This window comes from Curtobacterium sp. JUb34 (assembly GCF_003755065.1).
Lineage (GTDB): Bacteria > Actinomycetota > Actinomycetes > Actinomycetales > Microbacteriaceae > Curtobacterium.
In genome coordinates this window covers 389219-410028 of the sequence record NZ_RJVH01000003.1, presented here as the reverse complement: position 1 = coordinate 410028, position 20810 = coordinate 389219, and the positions used below count along the sequence as shown (strand labels likewise).

At 71.3% G+C, this 20810-nt stretch carries 19 protein-coding genes; 6 read left to right on the top strand and 13 right to left on the bottom strand.

Translation table 11 applies throughout. The features are described 5' to 3' along the window. Positions 1 to 3: 3 nt before the first annotated feature. Together EDF63_RS13100 and EDF63_RS13095 are read right to left on the bottom strand one after the other, a co-directional pair. Positions 4 to 666 (bottom strand): response regulator transcription factor, encoded by a 663-nt coding sequence (locus tag EDF63_RS13100; protein ID WP_111084503.1) that lies wholly within the window; start codon positions 664 to 666, stop codon positions 4 to 6. A gap of 39 nt (positions 667 to 705) precedes the next feature. Continuing rightward, on the bottom strand, positions 706 to 2262 hold the full coding sequence (locus EDF63_RS13095; RefSeq protein ID WP_123313448.1) for a sensor histidine kinase: 1557 nt from the start codon (positions 2260 to 2262) through the stop codon (positions 706 to 708). A gap of 133 nt (positions 2263 to 2395) precedes the next feature. Between EDF63_RS13095 and EDF63_RS13090 the strand changes: the two genes are divergently transcribed. Continuing rightward, complete coding sequence (locus tag EDF63_RS13090; protein ID WP_185021417.1) at positions 2396 to 3238, top strand: helix-turn-helix domain-containing protein; 843 nt, start codon at positions 2396 to 2398, stop codon at positions 3236 to 3238. Positions 3239 to 3339: 101 nt separating this feature from the next. Continuing rightward, positions 3340 to 3921 carry a hypothetical protein gene (locus tag EDF63_RS13085; protein WP_123313446.1) on the top strand — a complete coding sequence of 194 codons (582 nt, stop codon included), beginning with the start codon at positions 3340 to 3342 and terminating at the stop codon, positions 3919 to 3921. Positions 3922 to 3987: 66 nt separating this feature from the next. Here EDF63_RS13085 and EDF63_RS13080 read toward each other — a convergent pair whose 3' ends face one another. From EDF63_RS13080 to EDF63_RS13050, 7 genes are read right to left on the bottom strand one after another with little or no spacing between them, the layout of a single operon-like run. Continuing rightward, positions 3988 to 5640 carry an ABC transporter ATP-binding protein gene (locus EDF63_RS13080; RefSeq protein WP_123313445.1) on the bottom strand — a complete coding sequence of 551 codons (1653 nt, stop codon included), beginning with the start codon at positions 5638 to 5640 and terminating at the stop codon, positions 3988 to 3990. Continuing rightward, the gene (locus EDF63_RS13075; protein ID WP_123313646.1) at positions 5637 to 6203 is read right to left on the bottom strand and encodes a GbsR/MarR family transcriptional regulator; all 567 of its coding nucleotides are present in this window, start codon (positions 6201 to 6203) and stop codon (positions 5637 to 5639) included. Before EDF63_RS13075 ends, EDF63_RS13080 begins: the two co-directional genes overlap by 4 nt. Continuing rightward, positions 6200 to 7609: a serine hydrolase gene (locus tag EDF63_RS13070; RefSeq protein ID WP_260233108.1), complete on the bottom strand. Its 1410-nt coding sequence runs from the start codon at positions 7607 to 7609 to the stop codon at positions 6200 to 6202. The genes EDF63_RS13075 and EDF63_RS13070 overlap by 4 nt, the downstream gene beginning before the upstream one ends. A 41-nt stretch (positions 7610 to 7650) precedes the next feature. Further along, entirely contained in the window at positions 7651 to 8541 is an 891-nt protein-coding gene (locus tag EDF63_RS13065; protein ID WP_123313444.1) for an ABC transporter permease, read from the bottom strand. Beyond that, positions 8538 to 9479 (bottom strand): ABC transporter permease, encoded by a 942-nt coding sequence (locus EDF63_RS13060; protein WP_123313443.1) that lies wholly within the window; start codon positions 9477 to 9479, stop codon positions 8538 to 8540. Before EDF63_RS13060 ends, EDF63_RS13065 begins: the two co-directional genes overlap by 4 nt. Then, positions 9479 to 10873: a M14 family zinc carboxypeptidase gene (locus tag EDF63_RS13055; protein ID WP_123313442.1), complete on the bottom strand. Its 1395-nt coding sequence runs from the start codon at positions 10871 to 10873 to the stop codon at positions 9479 to 9481. The genes EDF63_RS13060 and EDF63_RS13055 overlap by 1 nt, the downstream gene beginning before the upstream one ends. An 11-nt stretch (positions 10874 to 10884) precedes the next feature. Next, positions 10885 to 12471 carry an ABC transporter substrate-binding protein gene (locus tag EDF63_RS13050; RefSeq protein ID WP_260233107.1) on the bottom strand — a complete coding sequence of 529 codons (1587 nt, stop codon included), beginning with the start codon at positions 12469 to 12471 and terminating at the stop codon, positions 10885 to 10887. A 158-nt stretch (positions 12472 to 12629) separates the two neighbouring features. Between EDF63_RS13050 and EDF63_RS13045 the strand changes: the two genes are divergently transcribed. Beyond that, a complete protein-coding gene (locus EDF63_RS13045; RefSeq protein WP_123313643.1) occupies positions 12630 to 13283 on the top strand; it encodes an FMN-binding negative transcriptional regulator in 654 nt (217 codons plus the stop codon). Next, a complete protein-coding gene (locus EDF63_RS13040; protein WP_123313441.1) occupies positions 13280 to 14749 on the top strand; it encodes an amidohydrolase in 1470 nt (489 codons plus the stop codon). Before EDF63_RS13045 ends, EDF63_RS13040 begins: the two co-directional genes overlap by 4 nt. A gap of 7 nt (positions 14750 to 14756) precedes the next feature. Here the strand turns inward: EDF63_RS13040 and EDF63_RS13035 are convergent, their stop codons facing one another. The 3 genes from EDF63_RS13035 to EDF63_RS13025 are packed head-to-tail and all read right to left on the bottom strand — an operon-like array spanning position 14757 to position 16824. Next, a complete protein-coding gene (locus EDF63_RS13035; RefSeq protein ID WP_123313440.1) occupies positions 14757 to 15686 on the bottom strand; it encodes an Fpg/Nei family DNA glycosylase in 930 nt (309 codons plus the stop codon). A 9-nt stretch (positions 15687 to 15695) separates the two neighbouring features. Further along, positions 15696 to 16193, bottom strand: a complete 498-nt coding sequence (locus EDF63_RS13030) for a ribose-5-phosphate isomerase (RefSeq protein WP_123293994.1) — start codon at positions 16191 to 16193, stop codon at positions 15696 to 15698. A gap of 22 nt (positions 16194 to 16215) precedes the next feature. Beyond that, positions 16216 to 16824, bottom strand: a complete 609-nt coding sequence (locus EDF63_RS13025; protein ID WP_123313439.1) for an XRE family transcriptional regulator — start codon at positions 16822 to 16824, stop codon at positions 16216 to 16218. Here EDF63_RS13025 and EDF63_RS13020 point away from each other — a divergent pair. Then, positions 16823 to 17341: a GNAT family N-acetyltransferase gene (locus EDF63_RS13020; protein ID WP_123313438.1), complete on the top strand. Its 519-nt coding sequence runs from the start codon at positions 16823 to 16825 to the stop codon at positions 17339 to 17341. The genes EDF63_RS13025 and EDF63_RS13020 overlap by 2 nt on opposite strands. A 36-nt stretch (positions 17342 to 17377) precedes the next feature. Here EDF63_RS13020 and EDF63_RS13015 read toward each other — a convergent pair whose 3' ends face one another. Then, positions 17378 to 17938 (bottom strand): disulfide bond formation protein DsbA, encoded by a 561-nt coding sequence (locus EDF63_RS13015; RefSeq protein ID WP_395872071.1) that lies wholly within the window; start codon positions 17936 to 17938, stop codon positions 17378 to 17380. Between the two features lie 225 nt (positions 17939 to 18163). On the opposite strand from EDF63_RS13015, the gene pepN reads away from it, so the two are divergent. Beyond that, positions 18164 to 20743 (top strand): aminopeptidase N, encoded by a 2580-nt coding sequence (gene pepN / locus EDF63_RS13010; protein ID WP_123313436.1) that lies wholly within the window; start codon positions 18164 to 18166, stop codon positions 20741 to 20743. The last annotated feature ends 67 nt before the right edge of the window (positions 20744 to 20810 follow it).

Here is a 20810-nt window from a genome sequence, read left to right as displayed (position 1 = left end):
GGGTCATCCGAGGTAGGCGAGCACGGCGAGGACGCGGCGGTGGTCCTCGCCGGTGTCCTCGAGCGCGAGCTTGCCGAAGATGCTCGACACGTGCTTCTCGACGGCGCCGGTGCCGATGACGAGCGCGCGGGCGATGGCTGCGTTCGTGCGCCCCTCGGCCATCAGGCCGAGCACGTCGCGTTCACGAGGGGTGAGCGCGGCGAGGGGGTCGCGCCGACGGCTCATCAACTGCGTGACGACCTCGGGGTCGAGCACGGTGCCGCCGGCCGCGATCCGGCGCACGGCGTCGTCGATCTCCTCGAGCCGGGTGACGCGGTCCTTGAGCAGGTAGCCGATGCCCGTCGCGCCGGCGGCGAGGACGTCTTCGGCGTAGGTGGCCTCGACGTACTGCGAGAGCAGGAGCACGCCCGTGCGCGGGGCGATCCGGCGGGTCTCGACGGCCGCGCGGACGCCTTCGTCGGTGAAGGTCGGCGGCATCCGGACGTCCATGACCACGACGTCGGGAGCGCCGTCGGGCAGCGTCGCGAGGAACGCGCGGGCGTCGGCGTACTGCCCGATGACGTCGATGCCGGCTTCGTCGAGCACGCGGGCCAAGCCCTCGCGCAGCAGGACGGCGTCGTCGACGACGACGGCCCGGATGCGTGCTGCATCCGGGCCGTCTGTCATGCCGACCAGCCTAGTGGGAGCGCGCGCGCTCCCGTGGGGTCACGACCGCGGGTTCGCCGTCGTGGGGACGCCGTTCAGGGCACCGAGCGGGATCCGGGCCGTGGCCTCGGTGGGTCCGCCCTCGGGGCTCGCGACGACCAGGTCGCCGTCGAGCGCGCGCATCCGGCCGATCAGGCCCTCGATGCCGTGGCCCTGCTGGGGCCGGGCGCCACCACGGCCGTCGTCGGTGACGCTGACGGTCAGGTACCAGAGCCCGGAGGCGTCGACCACGAGCCCGAGGTACACCCCGGCGGTCGTCGCACCGGCGTGCTTCATGGTGTTCGTGAGGAGCTCGCTCACCGTGAAGTACACGTTGCGCTGGATCTCCGTCGCGAGCTCGAGGCCCTCGGGCAGACGGACGTCGAGGCCGACCGGGATCGGGGTGCGGACGACGAGCGCCTCGAGAGCCGCCACGAGCCCGCGGTCGAGCAGGATCGGCGGGGCGAACCCGCGGGACAGCGCACGCAGTTCGTCGAGGGCGTCCTGCGCGTGCTCCGATGCCTCGCCGATCAGCTGCTTCGCCTTCTGCGGGTCCTTGTCGAACGCGCGCTCGGCGGCGGACAGGTCCATCCGGAGCCGCACCAGGCGCTGCTGGGGGCCGTCGTGCAGGTCGCGCTCGATCTGGCGCAGGGCCTGTCCCTCGGCGGTCACCGCACCGGCACGGGATGCCTGCAGTCCGGCGACGCGCTGCTCGAGTTGCTCCGCACGGAACCCGCCGAGCAGGCCGAAGTCCACCCAGTAGTGCGCGATGACCGAACCGCGGGCCCACAGCGGGAACAGCACGACCGAGGCCGCCATCGACAGCAGCCCGAGGAACCCGATGCCCGTGGCGAACCCGATGCCGTCCGGGAAGTACCCGGACCGGACGTTGTTGAGCAGGAACAACCCGCCGACGGCGATCGGCCAGAGGAACCCAGCGAGCAGGATCGCTCCGGCGCCGACGGTCACCAGGGCGACGAGCGGGTACACGACCGCTGCGTGCAGCAGGTAGAGCCAGTAGTGCGGGTTGGCGACCGCGGACCCCGTGCGGGTCCACCAGTTCTGCTGCCAGCGGGGCGTCCAGTCCACCGGCCGGATCGGACGCCGGTCTGCCCATCCGATGCGGAGCTTCTCGAACTGTCCGAGCCACCGCGCCACGAACAGCGCGATGAAGAACATCAGCAGCACGAACGGGTTGAACAGGTCGCGGAACCCGCCACCGAAGATCGCTGCGGGGAACGCGACGTACAGGGTGCACAGCAGCACGGCCGTCAGGGCCATGTAGCCGAAGTCGCGCGGCAGGCGCTTCCAGGACTCGCGGTAGAACGCACCGGCGGTCATGCCGGAACCCGGACCGCGGCCGTGGCCACCGACGGGTGCCGATCCGTTCGGCGGGGTCGCGCCCCACGACGCCGGCGGCGTCTGCTGGTCGTGCTGTCGCGGGTACTGCGGCATCGGCTTGGTGGCTCCAGGTGGGACGGAGTCGCCCAGCGGGACGGTCTGGGCCTGGTCGGGCGAGGGCGTGACGTCGTCCAGCGGGACGGTTCGCGCCTGGTCGAGGCGGTCGGTGTCGGTCATGACTCCAGCCTCGCGATCACGGGGCCGTTCCCCCATCCTGCCCCCTCCCCACCCCGGGTGGGGTTATCCCCCCTCTCCACAGATCGCCCGAGGTCGATCGTCGCGGGACGGCCCGCCGGACATGCTCTTGGCGATGGGCGACGCACTCCGAGCACTGATCGACGCCGTCGGCCTCGAGGTCGGCTCCGGCCAGGAGATCCGTTCGGACGACGACCTCTGGACGCTCGATCCCGATCCGGGCGGCACGCATGCCTGGGTCGCGTCCCTGCGCCGGCCGGTCTGGGTCCGTCACGACGACACGCTCGTGTTCGTCGAGGCGGGTGGAGCCGCACTGGTCGAGCAGCACCCGACGATGTCGATCGGCTCCGACCCTGAACGGCACGGCCCGCCTCGTACTGCTTCTTCGTACGACTTCCCGCACGAGGCCCTGTTCGCCGACACCGGCGTCGTCGTCGGATCAGCGTCGCTCGGGCCACTCGCTGCCGAGGCCCTCGCGCTCCCGCCGATCGCCACCACGCAGCCCGCGGGCTTCCCGTCGGCGGACGTCGTGCTGGCGCTGCGTCACGTCGGTCACCTCGACGGCGGCCGGTGGCACGGCGTGCAGCAGGATGCGCTCGCGCGACTCGTGGTCACGACCGTGCTCCACGACAACCCACCACCCTTGCTGCGCGACAACAGTCTGGCGAGGGTCCTCGACCGGCTCTTCGAACCGGCGGGCGGACACTCGACCGCGGACCTGCTCGACGGCGTCCGCATGTCTCCGCGCACCCTCAAGCGTCGGTGCTTCGAGACAACGGGCTGCACGCAGGCCCAGCTCGGGCGGTGGTTCCGGAGCCTCGGTGTCCGGAGTGCACTCACCCGGGGTGACCGTCCCGCCGAGGTCGCTGCACGCTTCGGCTTCAGCACCACCGCCTCCATGCGGCGCGCGCTGCAGCGGGTCCACGCACCGGACACCGACATCCCTCGGCCGATCTGACGGTTCTGGTTCACGGATCCCCCGGTTCGCGAACCAGGACCGTCAGCGGCCCGGCCAGAACGTGCTTTCCCTGCCGTACTGGGTGCGCGTAGTGTGCGGGCATGCAGAACATCACGGGGGTTCGGGTGGTCTCGGCCGCGGCAGTCGTCGCAGCGGTCGTGTTCGGGGCGCGCGGACTGGTGGGGACGATCTGGCTCGCGTCGTGGGACCTGCCGAACGGGCTGCTCCTCGTCGCCACGGCGCTCGCCGGGCTGGCAGCTGCGGTCGTGCTCGTCGCAGCGGTGCGCGCTCGGGACCGCCGGGCGCTCGCGTTCGCGGTGTCGGTCCTGGCGTTCGCGCTCCTGTGGCCGGCGCCGGGCTGGGCCACCGAGGTGCTCCTCGTGGTCGCGCAGGGCGCACTCGTGGCGTTCGGCGTGCTGACCGTCCGGAACGAGGACGGCGTGCAGCGGGCCTTCGGCTGGGTCGTCACCGTGGCGGCGTCGCTGTGGTTCGTCGCGGCGCTCCTGTCGAACACGGCGCTGATCCTGGCGACCCCACAGGAGGCGCTGGGCATCGTGCTGGCCGTCCCGGGGCTGCTGCAGACAGTGGCGTACCTGGCGGCGACGGTGCTCGTCGCCGTCCCGCTCCTGCGTCCGGTCGGTCGGGGCGCGAACGCCCTGTGGGTCTCAGCCGAGGTGCGCTGACGCCACACGGACGCCGACCCCGCAGCTGCGCTGACCCCGCAGCGGCGCCGAGCCTGCGAGTGCCCCTCAGCCGACCCGTGCCGCCAGGCGCTCGGATCGGCGGACGGCCTGCTCGGCCGGGTCGGGTACCGGCGCGGCCTGGATGAGCCGGCGCGTGTAGGGATCCTGCGGCGACCGGAGGATGGCGTCGCGGGTCCCCTGCTCGGCGACCTTCCCGCCGTGCAGCACGACGACCCGGTCGCACAGCGTGTCGACCACGGCCAGGTCGTGCGTCACGAACAGGCACGCGAAGCCCAGGCGCTCCTGCAGTTCCCGGAAGACGTCGAGCACCCGCGCCTGCACCGAGACGTCGAGGGCACTCGTCGGCTCGTCGGCGATGAGCAGTGCGGGGTCGAGCGCGACCGCGCGGGCGATCGCGACGCGCTGCCGTTGCCCGCCGGAGAGCTCGTGTGGGAAGCGCTCGCGGTACCCGCCGTCCAGGCCGACGTCGGCGAGCAGCCGGTCCACCCGTTCGTCGATCTGCGCCGACGGCAGGCGCAGGACCTGCCGGAGCGGCTCGGCGACGGTCTGTCCGACCGTGTACCGCGGGTTGAGCGACCGCAGCGGGTTCTGGAAGACCACACCGACGTGTCGCCGCATCTCGCGACGAGCTGCTCGCCGGGCGACCGCCACGTCGGTGCCCTCGACGACGACCGATCCGGACGTGATCGGTGCGAGTCCCACGGCGGCGCGGCCGATGGTGGTCTTGCCGCTGCCGGACTCCCCCACGAGTCCGACGATCTCACCGCGACCGACCGTGAACGACACGTCGTCGACCGCGCGGAACCGCCCGCGCAGCGCACCGCCGTACTCGACCACGAGGTGCCGGACGTCGAGGACGACCGAGGGGGCCTCCGAGACGGGGTCGACCCGGGCCTCCTGGCCGGACCCGGCGCCCATGCGTGGGACCGCAGCGAGCAGGTCGCGGGTGTACTCGGCGGACGGCGCGGCGAAGACCGCGGCGACGGTGCCCGTCTCGACGACGCGACCGCGTCGCATGACGACCACGCGGTCGGCGATGTCGGCGACGACGCCCATGTCGTGGGTGATGAGGAGGATCGCGGTGCCGGTGCGTTCCCGCAGCGCACGCAGGACGTCGAGCACCTCGGCCTGCACCGTGACGTCGAGTGCCGTCGTCGGCTCGTCGGCGATGAGCAGGTCTGGGTCGGCGGCGAGCGCCATCGCGATCATCACACGCTGCGCCTGTCCGCCGGAGAGCTCGTGCGGGTACTGGCCGAGCCGGCGTTCGGGCTCCGGCACCTCGACGGCGCGCAGGAGTTCGAGCGATCGTTCGCGGACGGCGGCGCGGTCGTGCGAGGCGTCGGCGCGGCGGACGGCCTCGGCCAGCTGGAACCCGACCGTGAACACCGGGTTGAGCGCGGCCGACGGGTCCTGGAAGACCATGGACACGCTGCGGCCGCGGACCCCGCGCAGGGTGCGCTCGTCGGAGCCGATGACCTCGAGGTCGCCGAGCCGGATGCTGCCGGAGGCGCGCGCGCCGTCGGGGGCGATCCCCATCGCCGTCATCGCGGTCATGCTCTTGCCCGACCCGGACTCCCCGACGACGGCGACGACCTCGCCACGGCCGACGGTGAACGAGGCGTCGTCGACCGCGCGGACCTCGGCGCCGTCGACGTCGAAGGTCACGGACAGGTGGTCGACGGTCAGGACGTCGGTCATGGGGTCTCCGAACGGTCGGTGTGGTCGCGGGCGGCCTTGAACGCCTCCCACTCCTCGAGCATCTTGCGGTGGTACCCCTGCAGCCACTGCATGTAGTCGCGGCCGTTGAGCAGGCGCTCGCGGACCTCGGCGTCGACGTCGCCCTCGCCGGTGCGGCCCGCGGCCTCGACGACGGTGAGTCCGCGGCCGATGATGTCGCGCTGCCGGTCGAGGTACTTCCGCTCGCTCGCGAGCCAGGAACCCCAGACGTCCGCCTCGGCGCGGAAGTAGTGGCTGCGTTCGCCGGCGACGATGTGGCGCTTCACGAACCCGGAGTCGACGAGCCGTCGCGTGGCCATCGACACCGAGCCCGAGCTGGCGCCGAGGGCGTCCTGCAGGTCGGCGGAGGACGAGTGCGGCGCGCGGGTCATCATGAGGTAGCCGAGCACGCGGGCGTCGGTGAGGGGCATGCCGGCACCGTCGTTGAGCATCAGGGCGAACTCCTCGACGAACGCCTGCCGCTCGGGTTCGAGCACGACGTCGTCGTGCCCGACACCGTCCTCCCGACCGTCGACGCCGCTCACGGTGCCAGCCCCGCCGCGACCTCGGGCGACTCGGTCGGGATCGTCCACGGTTCCTCGGTCATGCCGCCACCGGCGCGGATCGACCGGACGGTACCGTCGGCGTCGCGCGTGAAGGTGATGTCCTCGTCGATCGAACCGAAGCGGTTGCCGTGCGTCATCCGGAGCGTGTCCGCGTCGACGACCTCGAGCCGGGTGGGGGTGTCGAGCGGTTCGGGTCCGGACGGGTCGACCTCGACGAGCCGGTCGCCGATGCGGGCGATGTCGCTGACGCCCCACGGGTTGGCGAAACGGCCGGTGTACGCAGCGGTGTCGACGTCGTCGGGCACGGGGGTGCCGGGTGCGGACGCGTCCGCCGCGGCGTCGAGCATCTGCACGACGGCGGTGGCGATGAGGGTGGCGGGTCCGGCGGCAGCGCTCGTCAGCACGGAGACGACGAGGCCCGATGCCGGGTCGAACAGCGACTGCGTGATGTGCCCGGGGAACCCGCCGGAGTGGCCGCGGACCTCACGGCCTCCGATGCGGTCGACGATGAAGCCGGCGCCGTACCCGCGGGCGGCCGGGTCGTCGGTGGCGCTCCAGGCCTTGCGCTGTGCGAGCCGCTTCGAGTGGTCGTCGAGCAGGCTGCCGTGCCCGATGACGTGCTGCGAGAAGTACCTGACCAGGTCGGAGGCGGTGCCGTGGAACCCGGTGGCGGCGGCCATCGCGCGGGTGTCCACGTGGTCGATGCGCTGCCGGCGCCGCGCGGTGTGGAACCCGGTGTACCCGACCACGAAGTCGTCGGCGCGGGTGGAGTCCCAGTCCGGGCCGGTGTTGCGGAGTCCCAGGGGTTCGGTGATCGACTCGCGGACGAAGTCGTTGTAGGACCGGCCGGAGACCGCGGCGATGACGAGTCCGAGCAGCGAGTAGCCGAGGTTCGAGTAGTTGAAGGACGACCCGGTGGGGACCTTCTGACCGCGGTCGAGCACGAGTGCCAGGAGCTCCTGCTCGTCGGGGAACGGCCGCAGGAGCGACCAGTAGTCGCCGTCGTGGCCGTCGCGGATGACCCCGGCGCCCATCTCCATGAGCTCCCGGATCGTGGCGTCGGCGAGCGGGGAGCCGCCGTCGACCAGGGCGGGGATGTACGTGCCGACGGTGTCGTCGAGCCGGAGTGACCCGCGCTCGGCGAGCTGGAGCAGGGCCGTCGCGGTGAAGGTCTTCGAGTGCGAGGCGATGCGGAACAGGTCGGTGGTGGTCAGGCGACGCCCGGCCTCGACGTCGGCGTAGCCCCAGGCCTCGTCGAACAGCACCTCGCCGCCGAACCCGATGGCGACCTGTACGCCCGGCACCCGCAGCTGCCAGACCTTGTACGACACCCACTCGTGGATGTAGGGCAGGGTCTTCCGGTACGCGGAGAGGGTGTCGGTCACGGTGGTCCTTTCGAGAACGGTTCTGCAGCGAGTCTGGCGTGTCAGCGCCGACGCGGGTCGAGCGCGGCGCGCAGCGTGTCGCCGAGCGCGATGACGGAGAGCACGGTGACGGCGAGGAACGTCGCCGGTGCGATGAGCATGTGCGGGGCGCGGAGGAACTGCGAGGTCGCGGCGGAGAGCTGCAGTCCCCACGAGATCGCGGGGCTCTCGAGCCCGATGCCGAGGTAGGTCAGTGACGACTCGGACACGATGACGCCGCCGACGGTGATCGTCGCGAGCACGAGCAGCGGCGAGATCGACGACGGCAGGACGTACCGGGTGGTGATCCGCCAGGTGGACAACCCCATCGTGCGGGCGGCGAGCACGAACTCGGCGTTCCGCACGCTGCGGACGCTCGACCGCACGAGCCGGGCCATCGTCGGCCACCCGAACAGTGCGAGCACGAGCGACACGGTGAGCACCGAGCGCTCCCCCACGCTGTTGAGCACCACGACGGCGCCGAGCAGGAACGGGAAGCCGAGGAACACGTCGGTCAGGCGGGCGAGCACGGCGTCGACCCAGCCGCCGACCATGCCCGCGATCGTCCCGACGACGACGGCGACCATGCCGGCGAGCACGGTGGTGAGCACCGCGACGGCGATCGACGACCGGGTGCCGTACACGACGTTGGCGTACACGTCGCAGCCCTGCAGGTCGAAGCCGAACGGGTGACCGCCGGTCGGCGAGGCGCCGCTCTGCCCGAGGTCGCACACCCGGGGGTCGCCGTGGCCGAACAGTCCGGCGAACAGCTGCGGGAACGACGCGACGAGCAGCACGACGACCAGGACCGAGGCGGGCACCCAGAAGCCGGGGGTCCGGGCCGCGGCCAGCAGGGGCCGGCGGCGACCGCCGACGACGGGTTCGACGGTGGCGCTGAGCGCTGAGGTGGTCATGCGGCTGCTCCGGTCCGGACGCGGGGGTCGAGGGCGGCGTGCAGCAGGTCGACGAGCACGCTCGTGACGAGGAACACCAGGATGAGCGCGGTCGAGATGCCGACGACGACCGCGCCCTCGTGCGACCGGATGCCCTGGAACAGCAGGTTGCCGACGCCGGGCAGGTTGAAGATGCCCTCGATGATCACGGTGCCGCCCATCAGGTACCCGAGGTCGGTCGCCAGGTAGGTGGCGGTGGGGATGAGCGAGTTCCGCATCACGTGCACGCCGACGATCCGACCGGGCGCGAGCCCCTTGGCCCGTGCGGTGCGGACGTAGTCGGCGTCGAGCGTCTCGATCATCGAGGTGCGGGTGAGCCGGGACACCGCGGCGAGGCCGAACAGCGCGATGACGAACGCCGGCAGGATGTACGCCGTCGGCCAGCCCGCGGTGACGCCGGCGACCGGGAACCAGTGCAGCCGCACCGAGAACACCAGCTGCAGGGCGACCCCGAGGACGAACACGGGGATCGCGCCGACGACGATGGTGCCGACCAGGACCGTCTTGTCGAGGGCGGTGCCGCGCTTCAGGGCGGAGAGCACCCCGAGCCCGATGCCCAGCACGATCTCGAGGGCCCAGGCGGTGAGCGCCAGGGTGATCGTGACGGGCCACCGCGAGGCCATCTGCTCGCCGACGGACTGCCCGTTGAAGTCGGTGCCGAAGTCGCCACGGAACAGCCCGCCGAGGTACTGCACGTACTGCAGCCAGAGCGGCTGGTCCAGGTGGTACTCGGCGCGGAGCGTGCGGACGACCGCGTCGCTGAGCGGACGCTCGCCGCCGAGCGCCTTGATCGGGTCGCCGGGCAGCGCGAAGGTCATCGCGTAGATGAGGAACGTCACCCCGAGGAACACGATGGCCAGGCCGCCGAGCCGGCGACCGACGGCGAGCGTCGGACGCATCACGCGCCTCCCGACACGGCCGCCGACACCGGACGGGAGGCACGGGCCGGGTCCGCCACGTGGCTCGCGCAGGCGAGGATCGCCCCGTACTGCACCCCCACCAGTTTCCGCACCGGGATCGGCTGGGCGCCCGTGGACGCGTCCGCCTGCCAGCGCGCGTACCGCTCCACCAGGCGGTCGCACAGGCGCCGGAGCGGCGCGGACGCCGTGCCGGCGGTGGTCTCCGCCTCGACCGCACGGAGCAGCATGCCGCCGTAGCGCAGTCGGAAGCAGCGGACCAGGTCTTCGCAGCCGAAACGCTCCGCGACCGTGGCCATCCGCTCGGCCGGCTCGCGGTCGGCGCGACGGCGGTCCGTGTCGGCCGTGCTGACGAGCATCGGCACGAAGGCGCGCGACGCCTCGAGGAACGGCGACTCGATCGACAGCATCGGCGACGCCTCGTCGAGGAGCTGCTGGAGTTCCTCGCCCGAGGCACCGAGCTCGGCGGAGCAGCGCCGGAGCAGGTCGGCGTACGACTCGTCGGTCGGGGTCTGGTCGTCGGCGTCCGGGTGGCTCCAGTACGGCAGTTCGGCGACCATGCACAGCGCCCCGTGCCGCATCGCCCACGCCGCGCTCGACGCACCGTGGATGTGCTCGCCCGGGTCGACCCCGAGTCCCTCGAGGTAGTCGTACGCGGTCTCGATCCCGTCCATCGCGAACACCGCGGGGGCGAGTGCACGCAGGAACGGCGACTCGGGCTCCCCGGTGTCGAGCGGCAGCCCGAGCGCGGCCGGTACCGCGTGCAGGGTGTCGACGACGTCGGGCAGGTCCTCGGACAGGTAGTAGTAGACCCCGCCCATCTCGCCGTTGTGCAGGCTCACGAGCAGGTCCGGCTCGGTGTCGTCGATGAGCCGCATGAACGCGAGCGTCTCGGGCAGCACCTGGTCGAAGTACACCGACCGGTAGCTGTTCGGGAACGTCCACTCCACCTGGCTGTCCGGGGCCGGGCGGTAGAAGTGCCGCGAGTAGAACACCCGGTCGTGCGGGTCGTGGAACCAGGCCTCGTTGAGCCGCATGCCGTCCGGGTCGATCGTCGGGACGATGTGCCAGGTGACGTCGAGCGCACGGGCCTCGTCGTCGGTGGTCATCGTCTCGGCGAGGTGCAGGGCCGTCCACGAGCCGATCGGTTCGTTCGGGTGCACGCCGCCGACCACGACGGCGGCGTGCGACCCGGTGCCGATCCGGTAGGAGTGCAGCGGTTCGCCGAGGCGGCTGGTGCCGATCCGGGTGACCGTGACCCGGTCCGGGTGCGCCGCGGCGAGTGCGTCGAACCGGGCGTGCAGGTCGTCGACGAGCGGGAAGCCGTCGCGGTCGGGGACCTCGGCCGCCAGGCGGAGGATGGTGCGCTGGTCCATGTGGTGGTGCCCTACTTCACGGCGATCTGTGCGACGACCGGGCTGCCGGCGACCGCGGGGAGCTTCGTGACCTTGTCGCTCGTGACGTACGAGTACTTGTCGAAGAAGGTCGGGACGACGGGGAAGTCCTCGAGCACGGCCTCCTGCGTCTTCGTGTAGTACTCGTTCGCCTCGTCCTGCGACCCGGCCGAGTCGGCCTTCGCGAGCAGGGCGTCCACGGTGTCGGACTGGTAGTACCCGGTGCAGGGTGCGCAGCCGCCGGCCGTGGTGAACAGCGCGCGGAGGGTGTTCTGCTGGCTGATGTACAGCGCGCCCCAGTGGCCGAAGTGCGGGCCGGCGACCTTCTTGTCCGTCAGCTCGGAGTAGTACGAGGCCCAGTCGGTGGTGGCCTTCGCGACGGTGTCGACGCCGAGGTTCTGCCGGATCTGGTTGGCGTACGCCTCGTAGAGGGAGTCGAGGCCGCTGCCGCCGGGGTAGACGAGCGTGATCGTGCCGTCGAAGCCGCCGGACTTCGCGAGGAGCTTCTTCGCCGCGGCGGGGTCGAACTCGCACGCCTCGCCGCAGATGCCCTCTTCCGTGCCGGACATCGACGGCGGCGTGAGCGCGGTGGCGGGTTCGTACAGGCCGCCGTAGATGGCGGTGTTCACCTCGTCGCGGTCGATCGACATCGAGATCGCGCGTCGGACGTCGGGGTCGGAGTACCGGTCGTCCCAGAGCGGGAACCCGAGGTAGTCGATGCCGGGGGCGTCGAAGGAGTGCAGGCGGTCGCCGAAGTCGGCCTCCGCGCTGGTCATCTTGTCGGTCGGCAGGAACAGCACGTCGGCGTTGCCCGCGAGGACGTCGGTGTAGGCGGTGTTCATGTCGGAGTAGCTCCGGAACGTGACGTCCTTCGTGACCGGCTTCGTCCCCTCGTAGTCCTTCCACGCGGTGACGGTGAACTCCTTGTCCGCTTTCCACGCCGACTGCATCTCGTAGGGGCCGTTGCCGATCGGCTTCTTGTCGTACGCCTTCAGGTCGTCGTACGCGGCCGACGGCATCGGGTAGAACGCCGTCTGGGCCTGGCTGAGCTGCAGCGGGAACTGACTGTCGGCGTGGGTGAGCGTCACCGTGAAGGTGTCCTTACCGGTGACCTTGAGCCCCGACATCTCCTTCGTCTTCGGGGTGCCCTTCGCCGGGTTGAGGTCCGTGTAGCCGACGATCGCGGCGAGCTGGCCGCTGTTCTCCCACGCGTTGGGTCCGTAGGCGACGTGGTTCCAGGCCGTCACGTAGCTCTCCGGGGTGACGGCCTCGCCGTTCTGGAACGTCCAGCCGTCCCGGAGCGTGATGGTCCACGTGGTGGCGTCGTCGCTCTCGACGCTCTTCGCGGCGACGTCGTGGAGCTCGCCCTTCGCATCGGTCTGCGTCAGCGGCGCGAACAGGCTCTGCACCTGGTCGAACGCGACGGTCTGCCGTCCGGGCGTGAGGTGGTCGGGCTCGCCGGTGGCGTACACCAGGCTGGATCCGCCGTCGGAGTCGGCCGTGCCGCTCGCCGAACAGCCGGTCACCACGAGTGCCAGCGTGGCCGCCGTGGCCAGCGTGGCGATGGTCCTGCGTCGCATGGGGTCTCCTCCGGGTCGTCGTTGATGAGTGAAGCTAGGCCCGCAGCCCTACCCGGCACAATGCTTCTTTCAATGAACTCTGAAACTTTTACCGTGCTGAAACACTCGCGAAACGACAGGTGTCGCGCTCGGCCGGGGCCGTGTGCCACGCTCGGACCATGCGGCACACACCCCACTTCCTGATGACGGACGTCGACGAGGTCAAGCGCCTCGTCGCCGGCAACCCGTGGGCCACGATCGTGTCGCACACCGACGCCGGGATCGTCGCGTCGCACTACCCGTTCCTGCTCGAGGCACCCGGCCCGGACGACGACCCCGACGAGATCGTGCTCGTCTCGCACGTCGGCCGTCCGGACGAGGTCGCGCACGAACTCGGCCGGCACGAGGTCCTGGTCGTGGTGCAGGGTCCGCACGGGTACGTCTCCCCCGCCTGGTACCCGCCGGAACAGTTCGTGCCCACCTGGAACCACGTCACCGCACACCTGTGGGGCACGCCGGAGCTGCTGTCCGACGACGAGAACTTCCGGGTGCTCGGCGAACTCGTCGACCACTTCGAGCGCGTCATGCCCGAGCCGGTGTCCCTCGAGATCGACGAGGAGACCGCGCGCCGGATGGCGAAGGGCACCGTGGGCATCCGCATCCGGATCACCCGGTTCGACGCCCGCGCGAAGCTCTCGCAGAACAAGGCGCCCGAGGTCGTCGACCGGATCATCGCCGGCCTGCGCGGCGACGGCCCCTACGCGTCGCCGGCGCTCGCCGACGAGATGGAACGAGCGCACGCTGCGCACGCTGACGACCGGGAGGAACGGTGAGCGAGATCCTGCTCAGGACCGTCCGCAGGGTGGGCACCTCCGGGGCCCCTGCCGACGTCCGCATCACCGACGGCCGGGTCGCCGAGATCGCGCCGGCCGGCACGCTCGACCCTGCGGGCCCCGACACCGAGGTCGTCGAGACCGCCGGCGCGTGGCTCGGCCCCGGCCTCCGCGACCACCACACGCACTTCGACCAGTGGGCGCTGGTGCGCCGCCGCGTCGACGTCTCCGGCTGCGACTCCGCGGAGTCGACCGCCGACCTCCTCGCAGCGGTCGCGCGGACCGGGGCGCCGGACCGCGTGCTGATCGGACACGGCTACCGCGACGGGTTGTGGCCGACCCCCGCACGACGCGAGCTGCTCGACCAGGCCGCACCGGGCCTCCCGACCGTCGTCATCAGCGGTGACCTGCACGCGGTCTGGTGCAACGCCCTCGCGCTCGCCCACTTCTCCGCACTCGTCGGCCGCCCGCTCGAGGCGGGTGCCGACGGGGTGCTGCGCGAGCAGGACGCCTTCGACGTGACCGGTGCGCTCTCGCAGGTGCCGGACGACCTGCTCGACGGGTACGTCGCCGACGCGGCGGAGGCCGCTGCCGCCCGCGGCGTGACGGGCATCGTCGACCTCGAGATGCGCTTCGGCCTCGACCGCTGGGCGCGCCGGATCCACGCCGGCACCGACGCACTGCGGGTGGCGTCGGGCGTCTACCCGGTGGAACTCGATGCCGGGATCGACCGCGGGCTCCGCACCGGCGACGTCGTCGACGGCACACGCGGCCTGCTGACGATGGGGCCGTTCAAGGTCGTCACCGACGGCTCCCTCGGCACCCGGACCGCAGCCATGACCGACGGGTCCGGCGTGCTCGCGTGGGAGTTCGACGACCTCGTGGCCATCACCCGCCGGGCCGTCGACGCCGGACTCGTGCCCGCGATCCACGCGATCGGCGACCGGGCGAACACCCTCGCGCTCGACGTCTTCGAGGCCGTCGGCGCCCGTGGCACCATCGAGCACGCGCAACTGCTCGTCGACACCGACGTCGACCGGTTCGCCAGGCTCGGGGTGGCCGCCTCGGTGCAGCCCGAGCACGCCATGGACGACCGCGACATCGCCGACCGGCACTGGGCGGGCCGCACCGACCGGGCCTTCGCCTTCGCCTCGCTCGCACGGGCCGGCGCGCGCCTGCTGCTCGGGTCGGACGCGCCGGTGGCGCCGCTCGACCCGTGGGTGTCGATGGCGGCGGCCGTCGGGCGCGACCGCGACGGCCGCGACCCGTGGCACCCCGCCGAACGGCTCTCGGCGCTCGCCGCGTGGCAGGGTTCGACGGACGGACGGGTCAGCGTGGCCGTCGGCGACGTCGCGGACCTCGTGCTCGTCGGGTCGGACCCGCTCACGGCGTCGTCGTCCGCGTTGCGTTCGATGCCGGTGCTCGCGACCGCGATCGCCGGGCGGTTCACGTACTGCGAACTCTGAAGGCGCGCTACTTCTGGTCCTTCGGGCACCAGTAGAGCTTCCGGCCGGCCATGTCGGCCATCCGGATCTCGGTGCCGCAGACCCGGCAGGGCTCGCCCTGCCGGTGGTAGACCCAGTGGCGGTCCTTGCGCGAGCGCAGGGCCTTCTTGTGGTCGGCCTCGGACAGGTCGTCCATCGTCATCATCAGGCCGTCACGGACGCCGTCGTGCAGCAGCTTCGACCAGTCCGCCCAGAGCGCCTTCGCCTGCTTGACGGTGATCTTCTTGCCCGGCTTGTACGGGTCGATGCGCTGCCGGAACAGCAGTTCGGCACGGTAGATGTTGCCGATGCCGGCCACGACCGACTGGTCCATGAGCAGCTGCCCGATGGCGACGTTCCGCTTCCGGACGTTGTCGACGAACACCTTCTCGGCCTCGGGGCCGTCGTCGTTCATCGGGTCGGGGCCGAGCTTGTCGAGGGCGCGCTGCACCTCGGCCGGCGTCTCCACGACGCACGCGGTCGGGCCGCGCAGGTCGGCGACGGTGTCCTCGGTCAGGATCCGGACGCGCACCTGGCCGACGGGGTCCGGTGGGAAGGACTCGATCGGGTCCTCCGCCTTCTCCTGCTCGGCCATCCGGTACCGGGCCAGCCGCGGTGCGCCGATCGAGCTGAGCGACTCTTCGCGGTCGTCGTCGTCCGACAGCGCCTCGGCGGTCGAGATCACCCCCGCGAAGTCCCACGCGCCGTAGAGGCCGAGGTGGACGCGGAGGAACAGGTCGCCCTCGAACTCGAGGAACATCTGCTTCGCCACCGCCCGGGCAGCGATCATCCGCTTGCCGTCGAGCTGCGCGGCTCCGGCGGCGAACCGCCCCTGCGGACTGGACACCTCGCAGCGCTTGCCGACGAAGTGCCGGGTGAACTGGTTGGCGATTCGGTGGACGGAGTGACCCTCGGGCATGGGACCTGTCTACTCGGCCGAGCCGTCGATCTGCTTGCCGGCGATGTGCCCCGTCTGCTCGTACTCGGCGAGCTGGGCGATGCGGCGGGCGTGACGCTCCTCGCCCGAGAACGGCTCGGCGATGAACAGGTCGACGAAGCGGATCGCTTCGTCCTCGGTGTGCTGGCGGGCACCGATCGAGATGACGTTGGCGTCGTTGTGCTGACGCGCGAGGAGCGCGGTCGACTCGTTCCAGACGAGCGCTGCGCGGACGCCCTCGACCTTGTTCGCGGCGATCTGCTCGCCGTTGCCGGAGCCGCCGAACACGACGCCGAGCGCCTGGACACCGGCGCGCTGGTCCTGCACCACGGCGTGCGCGGCGTTGATGCAGAACGAGGGGTAGTCGTCGAGCGCGTCGTACTCGGTCGGTCCGTGGTCCACGACCTCGTGCCCGGCTTCCGTCAGGTGCGTCGCGAGGGTCTGGTTGAACTCGAGGCCGGCGTGGTCCGTTCCGAGGTGGATGCGCATGGAACCGATCCTATTCCTGCGGCTACTGCCCCCGGACCACCACGACGACGTACCGGGTGGGCCCGTCGCCGGGGTTCCGGTAGACCACGTCGGCGGGGTCGCCGAGCTCGATCCGGTCGCCCGCGGCGAGCCGCGTCGACTCGCCGCCGACGACGAGCTCGAGCACGCCGTCGACCACCCAGATGCAGTGGCGCAGGAACGCGTAGGCGGACGCCGGGTAGGCCACTTCGCGGCCGGCCGGGAGGCGCACCTCGGTGACGTCAGCGGGGAAGGTCGCGCTCGAGACCGGACGGCGGCGGTACCCGGTGTCGGGATCGGTCCAGGACTCGGCGGTCGCGCCGCGTTGGATGCCGCGTGCGTCGTCGGGATCGGTCACCCTGGGCACCTCGTGCTCGAGGGCCTCGTCGAGGAGCTGCGAGATCGTCAGGCCGAAGGCGCCGGAGAGCCGCCCGAGGATCGTCGCGGTGGGGCTGGAGACCCCGCGCTCGACGCGGTTGATCATGGCGCGGGAGACGCCGGACTCCTCGGCGAGCTCGGTGAGGCTCCACTTCCGTTCGGTCCGGAGGCGCTGGAGTCGCTCGCCGAGGGCCCGTTCCGCGAGACCCGGCTCGTCGTCTACGATGTGAGACATGACGACAGCATATGCGACGAACGGGGTCGTGGTCCGCGACTGCACCCCGGCCGACCTCGACGTCGTGCACGCCCTGCACGTCGACGCCGTGCTGCACTCCACCGCCATCTGGCAGGAGGAGCCGCACCCGCGCGCGTACTTCGACACCTGGCTGTCCGAACGGCAGGGCGACGGGTACCCCGTGCTCGTCGCCGAGGTCGACGGCGTCGTGGCCGGGTACGCCACGTACTCGCAGTGGCGGCCGCACCACGGGTACCGCCTGACCGTCGAGCACAGCGTCTACGTGGTCGAGTCGTTCCGCGGCCGGGGCATCGCCTCGACACTGATGCGGTCCCTCGTCGAGCGGGCGACCGCCGAGGGCCGGCACGTCATGATGGCGGGGATCTGCAGCACGAACACCGGGTCGATCGCCCTGCACGAGAAGCTCGGGTTCAGCACGGTCGCGGTCGTGCCCGAGGTCGGACGCAAGTTCGACCGCTGGCTGGACCTGACGCTCATGCGTCTGCCCCTCGCCTGACGGAACGGGCGGGGCGGTGGCGAGCCGGGCCTCCCGTCAGTCGGTGGTGTCGAAGACCGGGCCGACCGTGCGCGAGCGCTTGAGCTCGAAGAAGCCGGGGTACTTCGCCACGGCGACGACGCCATCCCACAGGTCGAGCGCCTCCTGGCCCTTGGGTGCCGGGGAGATGACCGGTCCGAAGAACGCGGTGCCGGCGACCGCGATGACGGGCGTGCCGACGTCCTGTCCGACCCGGTCGATGCCGTCCTGGTGGCTGGCCCGCACGGCGGCGTCGACCTCGTCGGTCCACGCGTACTCGAGCAGGTCGGCGTCGAGACCGAGCTCGGCGAGCACGGCGGGGACGACCTGGTCGGGGTCCTGCTCCTGGCGGTGGTGGACGTGCTCACCGAGCGCGTCGTAGAGCGGCTTGACGACGTCCTGGCCGAGCCGGAGCCGCGCCGCCGTGACGATGCGCGGGTAGAGCTGTCCCTTGTGGATGCGCTCGCGGTACTCCTCGGGGATGTCCTGGTCCTCGTTGAGGACGAAGAGGCTCATCACCTTCCACGTCACGTCGAGGTCGCGGTGCTCGGCGACCTCGCCCACCCAGCGGCTCGTCATCCAGGCCCAGGGGCAGTTCGGGTCGAACCAGAACTCCACGGTGGTTCGTTCGGTCGTGTCTCCGGTCGGGTGTTCCGTCGTCTTGTCCACAGTCGTCTCGCTCACGCTCCGAGCGTACGCGGCGTCGCTAGGCTGGAACCCATCGTCCCGCCGGTGCACGACGCCGTGCCGGGACTCCCCTCGCGGACACGATCGTCCGCGTCCCCAGCGAAGATGGAGCGTTGCGTGCCCGGAGAGAACCTCACCAGAACCGAAGCCCAGGAACGTGCCGGCATCGTCAGCGTGCAGACGTACGACGTCGAGCTCGACCTGACCCGCGGCGCCGAGACCTTCGGCAGCACCACCCGCGTGCGCTTCACCGCGACCGCCGGTGCGTCCACGTTCATCGACGCGATCACGAAGACCGTGCACTCCGTCACCCTGAACGGCACCGCGCTCGACGTCGCCGCGGTGAACGACGGTGTCCGCATCCAGCTCGACGACCTGCAGGAGCAGAACGAGCTCGTGGTCGTCAGCGACGCGCTGTACACGAACACGGGCGAGGGCCTGCACCGCTTCGTCGACCCGGTGGACGACGAGGTGTACCTGTACTCCCAGTTCGAGGTCCCCGACTCGCGCCGCATGTTCGCGGTGTTCGAGCAGCCCGACCTCAAGGCACAGTTCTCCTTCACCGTGACGGCGCCGTCACGGTGGCAGGTCGTGTCGAACTCCCCGACGCCCGAGCCCCACGTCGACGGCGACGTCGCGACCTGGGCCTTCCCGCCCACCGCCACCATCTCGAGCTACATCACCGCGCTCATCGCCGGCCCGTACGAGGTCGTCCGCGACGAACTGACGAGCAGCGACGGCCGCACCATCCCGCTCGGCGTCTTCGCGCGCAAGTCGCTGGCCGAGTACCTCGACCCCGAGTACGTGTTCGAGACCACGAAGAAGGGCTTCGCCTACTACGAGGAGAAGTTCGACGTCCCGTACCCGTTCGAGAAGTACGACCAGCTCTTCGTGCCGGAGTTCAACGCCGGCGCGATGGAGAACGCGGGCGCCGTCACGTTCACCGAGACCTACGTCTTCCGCTCGAAGGTGACCGACGCCATCAAGGAGCGTCGGGTCGTCACGATCCTGCACGAGCTCGCGCACATGTGGTTCGGCGACCTCGTCACGATGAAGTGGTGGAACGACCTCTGGCTGAACGAGTCGTTCGCCGAGTGGGCGTCCACGATCGCCACCGCCGAGGCCACCGAGTGGACCGAGGCCTGGACCACGTTCCAGGCGATGGAGAAGTCCTGGGCCTACCGCCAGGACCAGCTCCCCTCGACGCACCCGATCGTCGCGACGATCAACGACCTCGAGGACGTCCAGGTCAACTTCGACGGCATCACCTACGCCAAGGGCGGCTCCGTCCTGAAGCAGCTCGTGGCGTGGGTCGGCATCGACGCGTTCTTCGCGGGTGTCTCCGCCTACTTCAAGAAGCACCACCACTCGAACACCGAACTGCGTGACCTGCTCGTCGAGCTCGAGGCCACCAGCGGCCGCGACCTGTCCGGGTGGTCGAAGCTCTGGCTCGAGACCGCGGGCGTCAACACGCTCCGCCCGGAGATCGAGGTCGACGCGTCCGGCGCGATCACCTCGTTCGCCGTCCTGCAGGAAGCGCCGGCCGACCACCCCACGCTCCGCCCGCACCGCCTCGCCATCGGCGTCTACGCCTTCGGGACGGACGACTCCGCGCCGTTCGGTGCCGACACCGCGTCGTCCGGCGGCAAGCTCGAGCGCGTGCACCGCGTCGAGATCGACGTCGACGGCGCACGCACCGAGGTCCCCGAGCTCGTCGGTGTGCAGCGCGGCGACCTCGTGCTCCTCAACGACGACGACCTGGCCTACGCCAAGATCCGTCTCGACGAGCAGTCCCGCACGACGGCGATCGAGCACCTCGCGGCCATCGCGAACCCGCTCGCCCGTTCGATCGTCTGGGGCGCGATGTGGGACGCCACGCGCGACGCCGAGTCGCCCGCCAGCGACTACGTCCGGCTCGCGCTCGGCAACATCGCGACCGAGTCCGAGTCGACGACCATCCGCACGACCCTGTCGCAGCTGCTCCTGACGACGCGCAACTACGTGGCACCGTCGAAGGTCGACGCCACGGTCCGCACGGTGGGCGACACCCTCTGGCAGCTCGCGGCCTCGGCCGAGGCCGGTTCGGACGCGCAGTTCCAGTTCGTGAAGTTCTTCGCGCAGATCGCATCGACGCCCGAGCACGTCGCCACCCTGCAGGGGCTGCGCGACGGGTCGGTCACGCTGCAGGGCCTCGAGATCGACACCGACCTGCGCTGGGAGCTGCTCGAGGGCCTCGTGCTCGCCGGTGCTGCCTCCGACGCCGAGGTCGACGCCGAACTCGCGGCGGACAAGACCGCGTCGGGTGAGCAGGCCGCGGCCCGCGCCCGTGCGACGATCCCCACCGCCGAGGGCAAGCTCGCGGCCTTCGCGTCGCTCGTCGACTCGTCCGAGCTGCCGAACGCGATCGTGCGGCAGACCACGGTCGGGTTCCAGCACGTGAACAGCCCCGTCGTGCTCGAGGGCCTCGTGCCGAAGTACTTCGAGGTGCTCACGCGCATCTGGGCCGAGCGCAGCTACCACATGGCCGACACGATCGTCTCGGGCCTGTACCCGTCGCCGCTCGCGTCCGCCGAGCTCCGCGACGCCGCGCACGCATGGCTCGAGGCGCACCCGGAGACCCCGGCGCTGCGGCGCATCGTCTCCGAGAGCGTCGCGGGTACGGAGCGTGCGCTCCGGGTGCAGGCGGCGGACGCCTGAGCGTCGAGCTCTGATCGGCGGGGTCTTGGCGTTCCTCATGGAACGCCGAGGCCCCGCCCTCTAGCAT

What these genes read in the sequence shown, in the direction of transcription:
- EDF63_RS13100 (WP_111084503.1), bottom strand. Translation starts at nt 666, where the DNA reads ATGACAGACGGCCCGGATGCAGCACGCATCCGGGCCGTCGTCGTCGAC.
- EDF63_RS13095 (WP_123313448.1), bottom strand. Translation starts at nt 2,262, where the DNA reads ATGACCGACACCGACCGCCTCGACCAGGCGCGAACCGTCCCGCTGGAC.
- EDF63_RS13090 (WP_185021417.1), top strand. Translation starts at nt 2,396, where the DNA reads ATGGGCGACGCACTCCGAGCACTGATCGACGCCGTCGGCCTCGAGGTC.
- EDF63_RS13085 (WP_123313446.1), top strand. Translation starts at nt 3,340, where the DNA reads ATGCAGAACATCACGGGGGTTCGGGTGGTCTCGGCCGCGGCAGTCGTC.
- EDF63_RS13080 (WP_123313445.1), bottom strand. Translation starts at nt 5,640, where the DNA reads ATGACCGACGTCCTGACCGTCGACCACCTGTCCGTGACCTTCGACGTC.
- EDF63_RS13065 (WP_123313444.1), bottom strand. Translation starts at nt 8,541, where the DNA reads ATGACCACCTCAGCGCTCAGCGCCACCGTCGAACCCGTCGTCGGCGGT.
- EDF63_RS13060 (WP_123313443.1), bottom strand. Translation starts at nt 9,479, where the DNA reads ATGCGTCCGACGCTCGCCGTCGGTCGCCGGCTCGGCGGCCTGGCCATC.
- EDF63_RS13055 (WP_123313442.1), bottom strand. Translation starts at nt 10,873, where the DNA reads ATGGACCAGCGCACCATCCTCCGCCTGGCGGCCGAGGTCCCCGACCGC.
- EDF63_RS13050 (WP_260233107.1), bottom strand. Translation starts at nt 12,471, where the DNA reads ATGCGACGCAGGACCATCGCCACGCTGGCCACGGCGGCCACGCTGGCA.
- EDF63_RS13045 (WP_123313643.1), top strand. Translation starts at nt 12,630, where the DNA reads ATGCGGCACACACCCCACTTCCTGATGACGGACGTCGACGAGGTCAAG.
- EDF63_RS13035 (WP_123313440.1), bottom strand. Translation starts at nt 15,686, where the DNA reads ATGCCCGAGGGTCACTCCGTCCACCGAATCGCCAACCAGTTCACCCGG.
- EDF63_RS13030 (WP_123293994.1), bottom strand. Translation starts at nt 16,193, where the DNA reads ATGCGCATCCACCTCGGAACGGACCACGCCGGCCTCGAGTTCAACCAG.
- EDF63_RS13020 (WP_123313438.1), top strand. Translation starts at nt 16,823, where the DNA reads ATGACGACAGCATATGCGACGAACGGGGTCGTGGTCCGCGACTGCACC.
- EDF63_RS13025 (WP_123313439.1), bottom strand. Translation starts at nt 16,824, where the DNA reads ATGTCTCACATCGTAGACGACGAGCCGGGTCTCGCGGAACGGGCCCTC.
- EDF63_RS13015 (WP_395872071.1), bottom strand. Translation starts at nt 17,938, where the DNA reads ATGACGAGCCGCTGGGTGGGCGAGGTCGCCGAGCACCGCGACCTCGAC.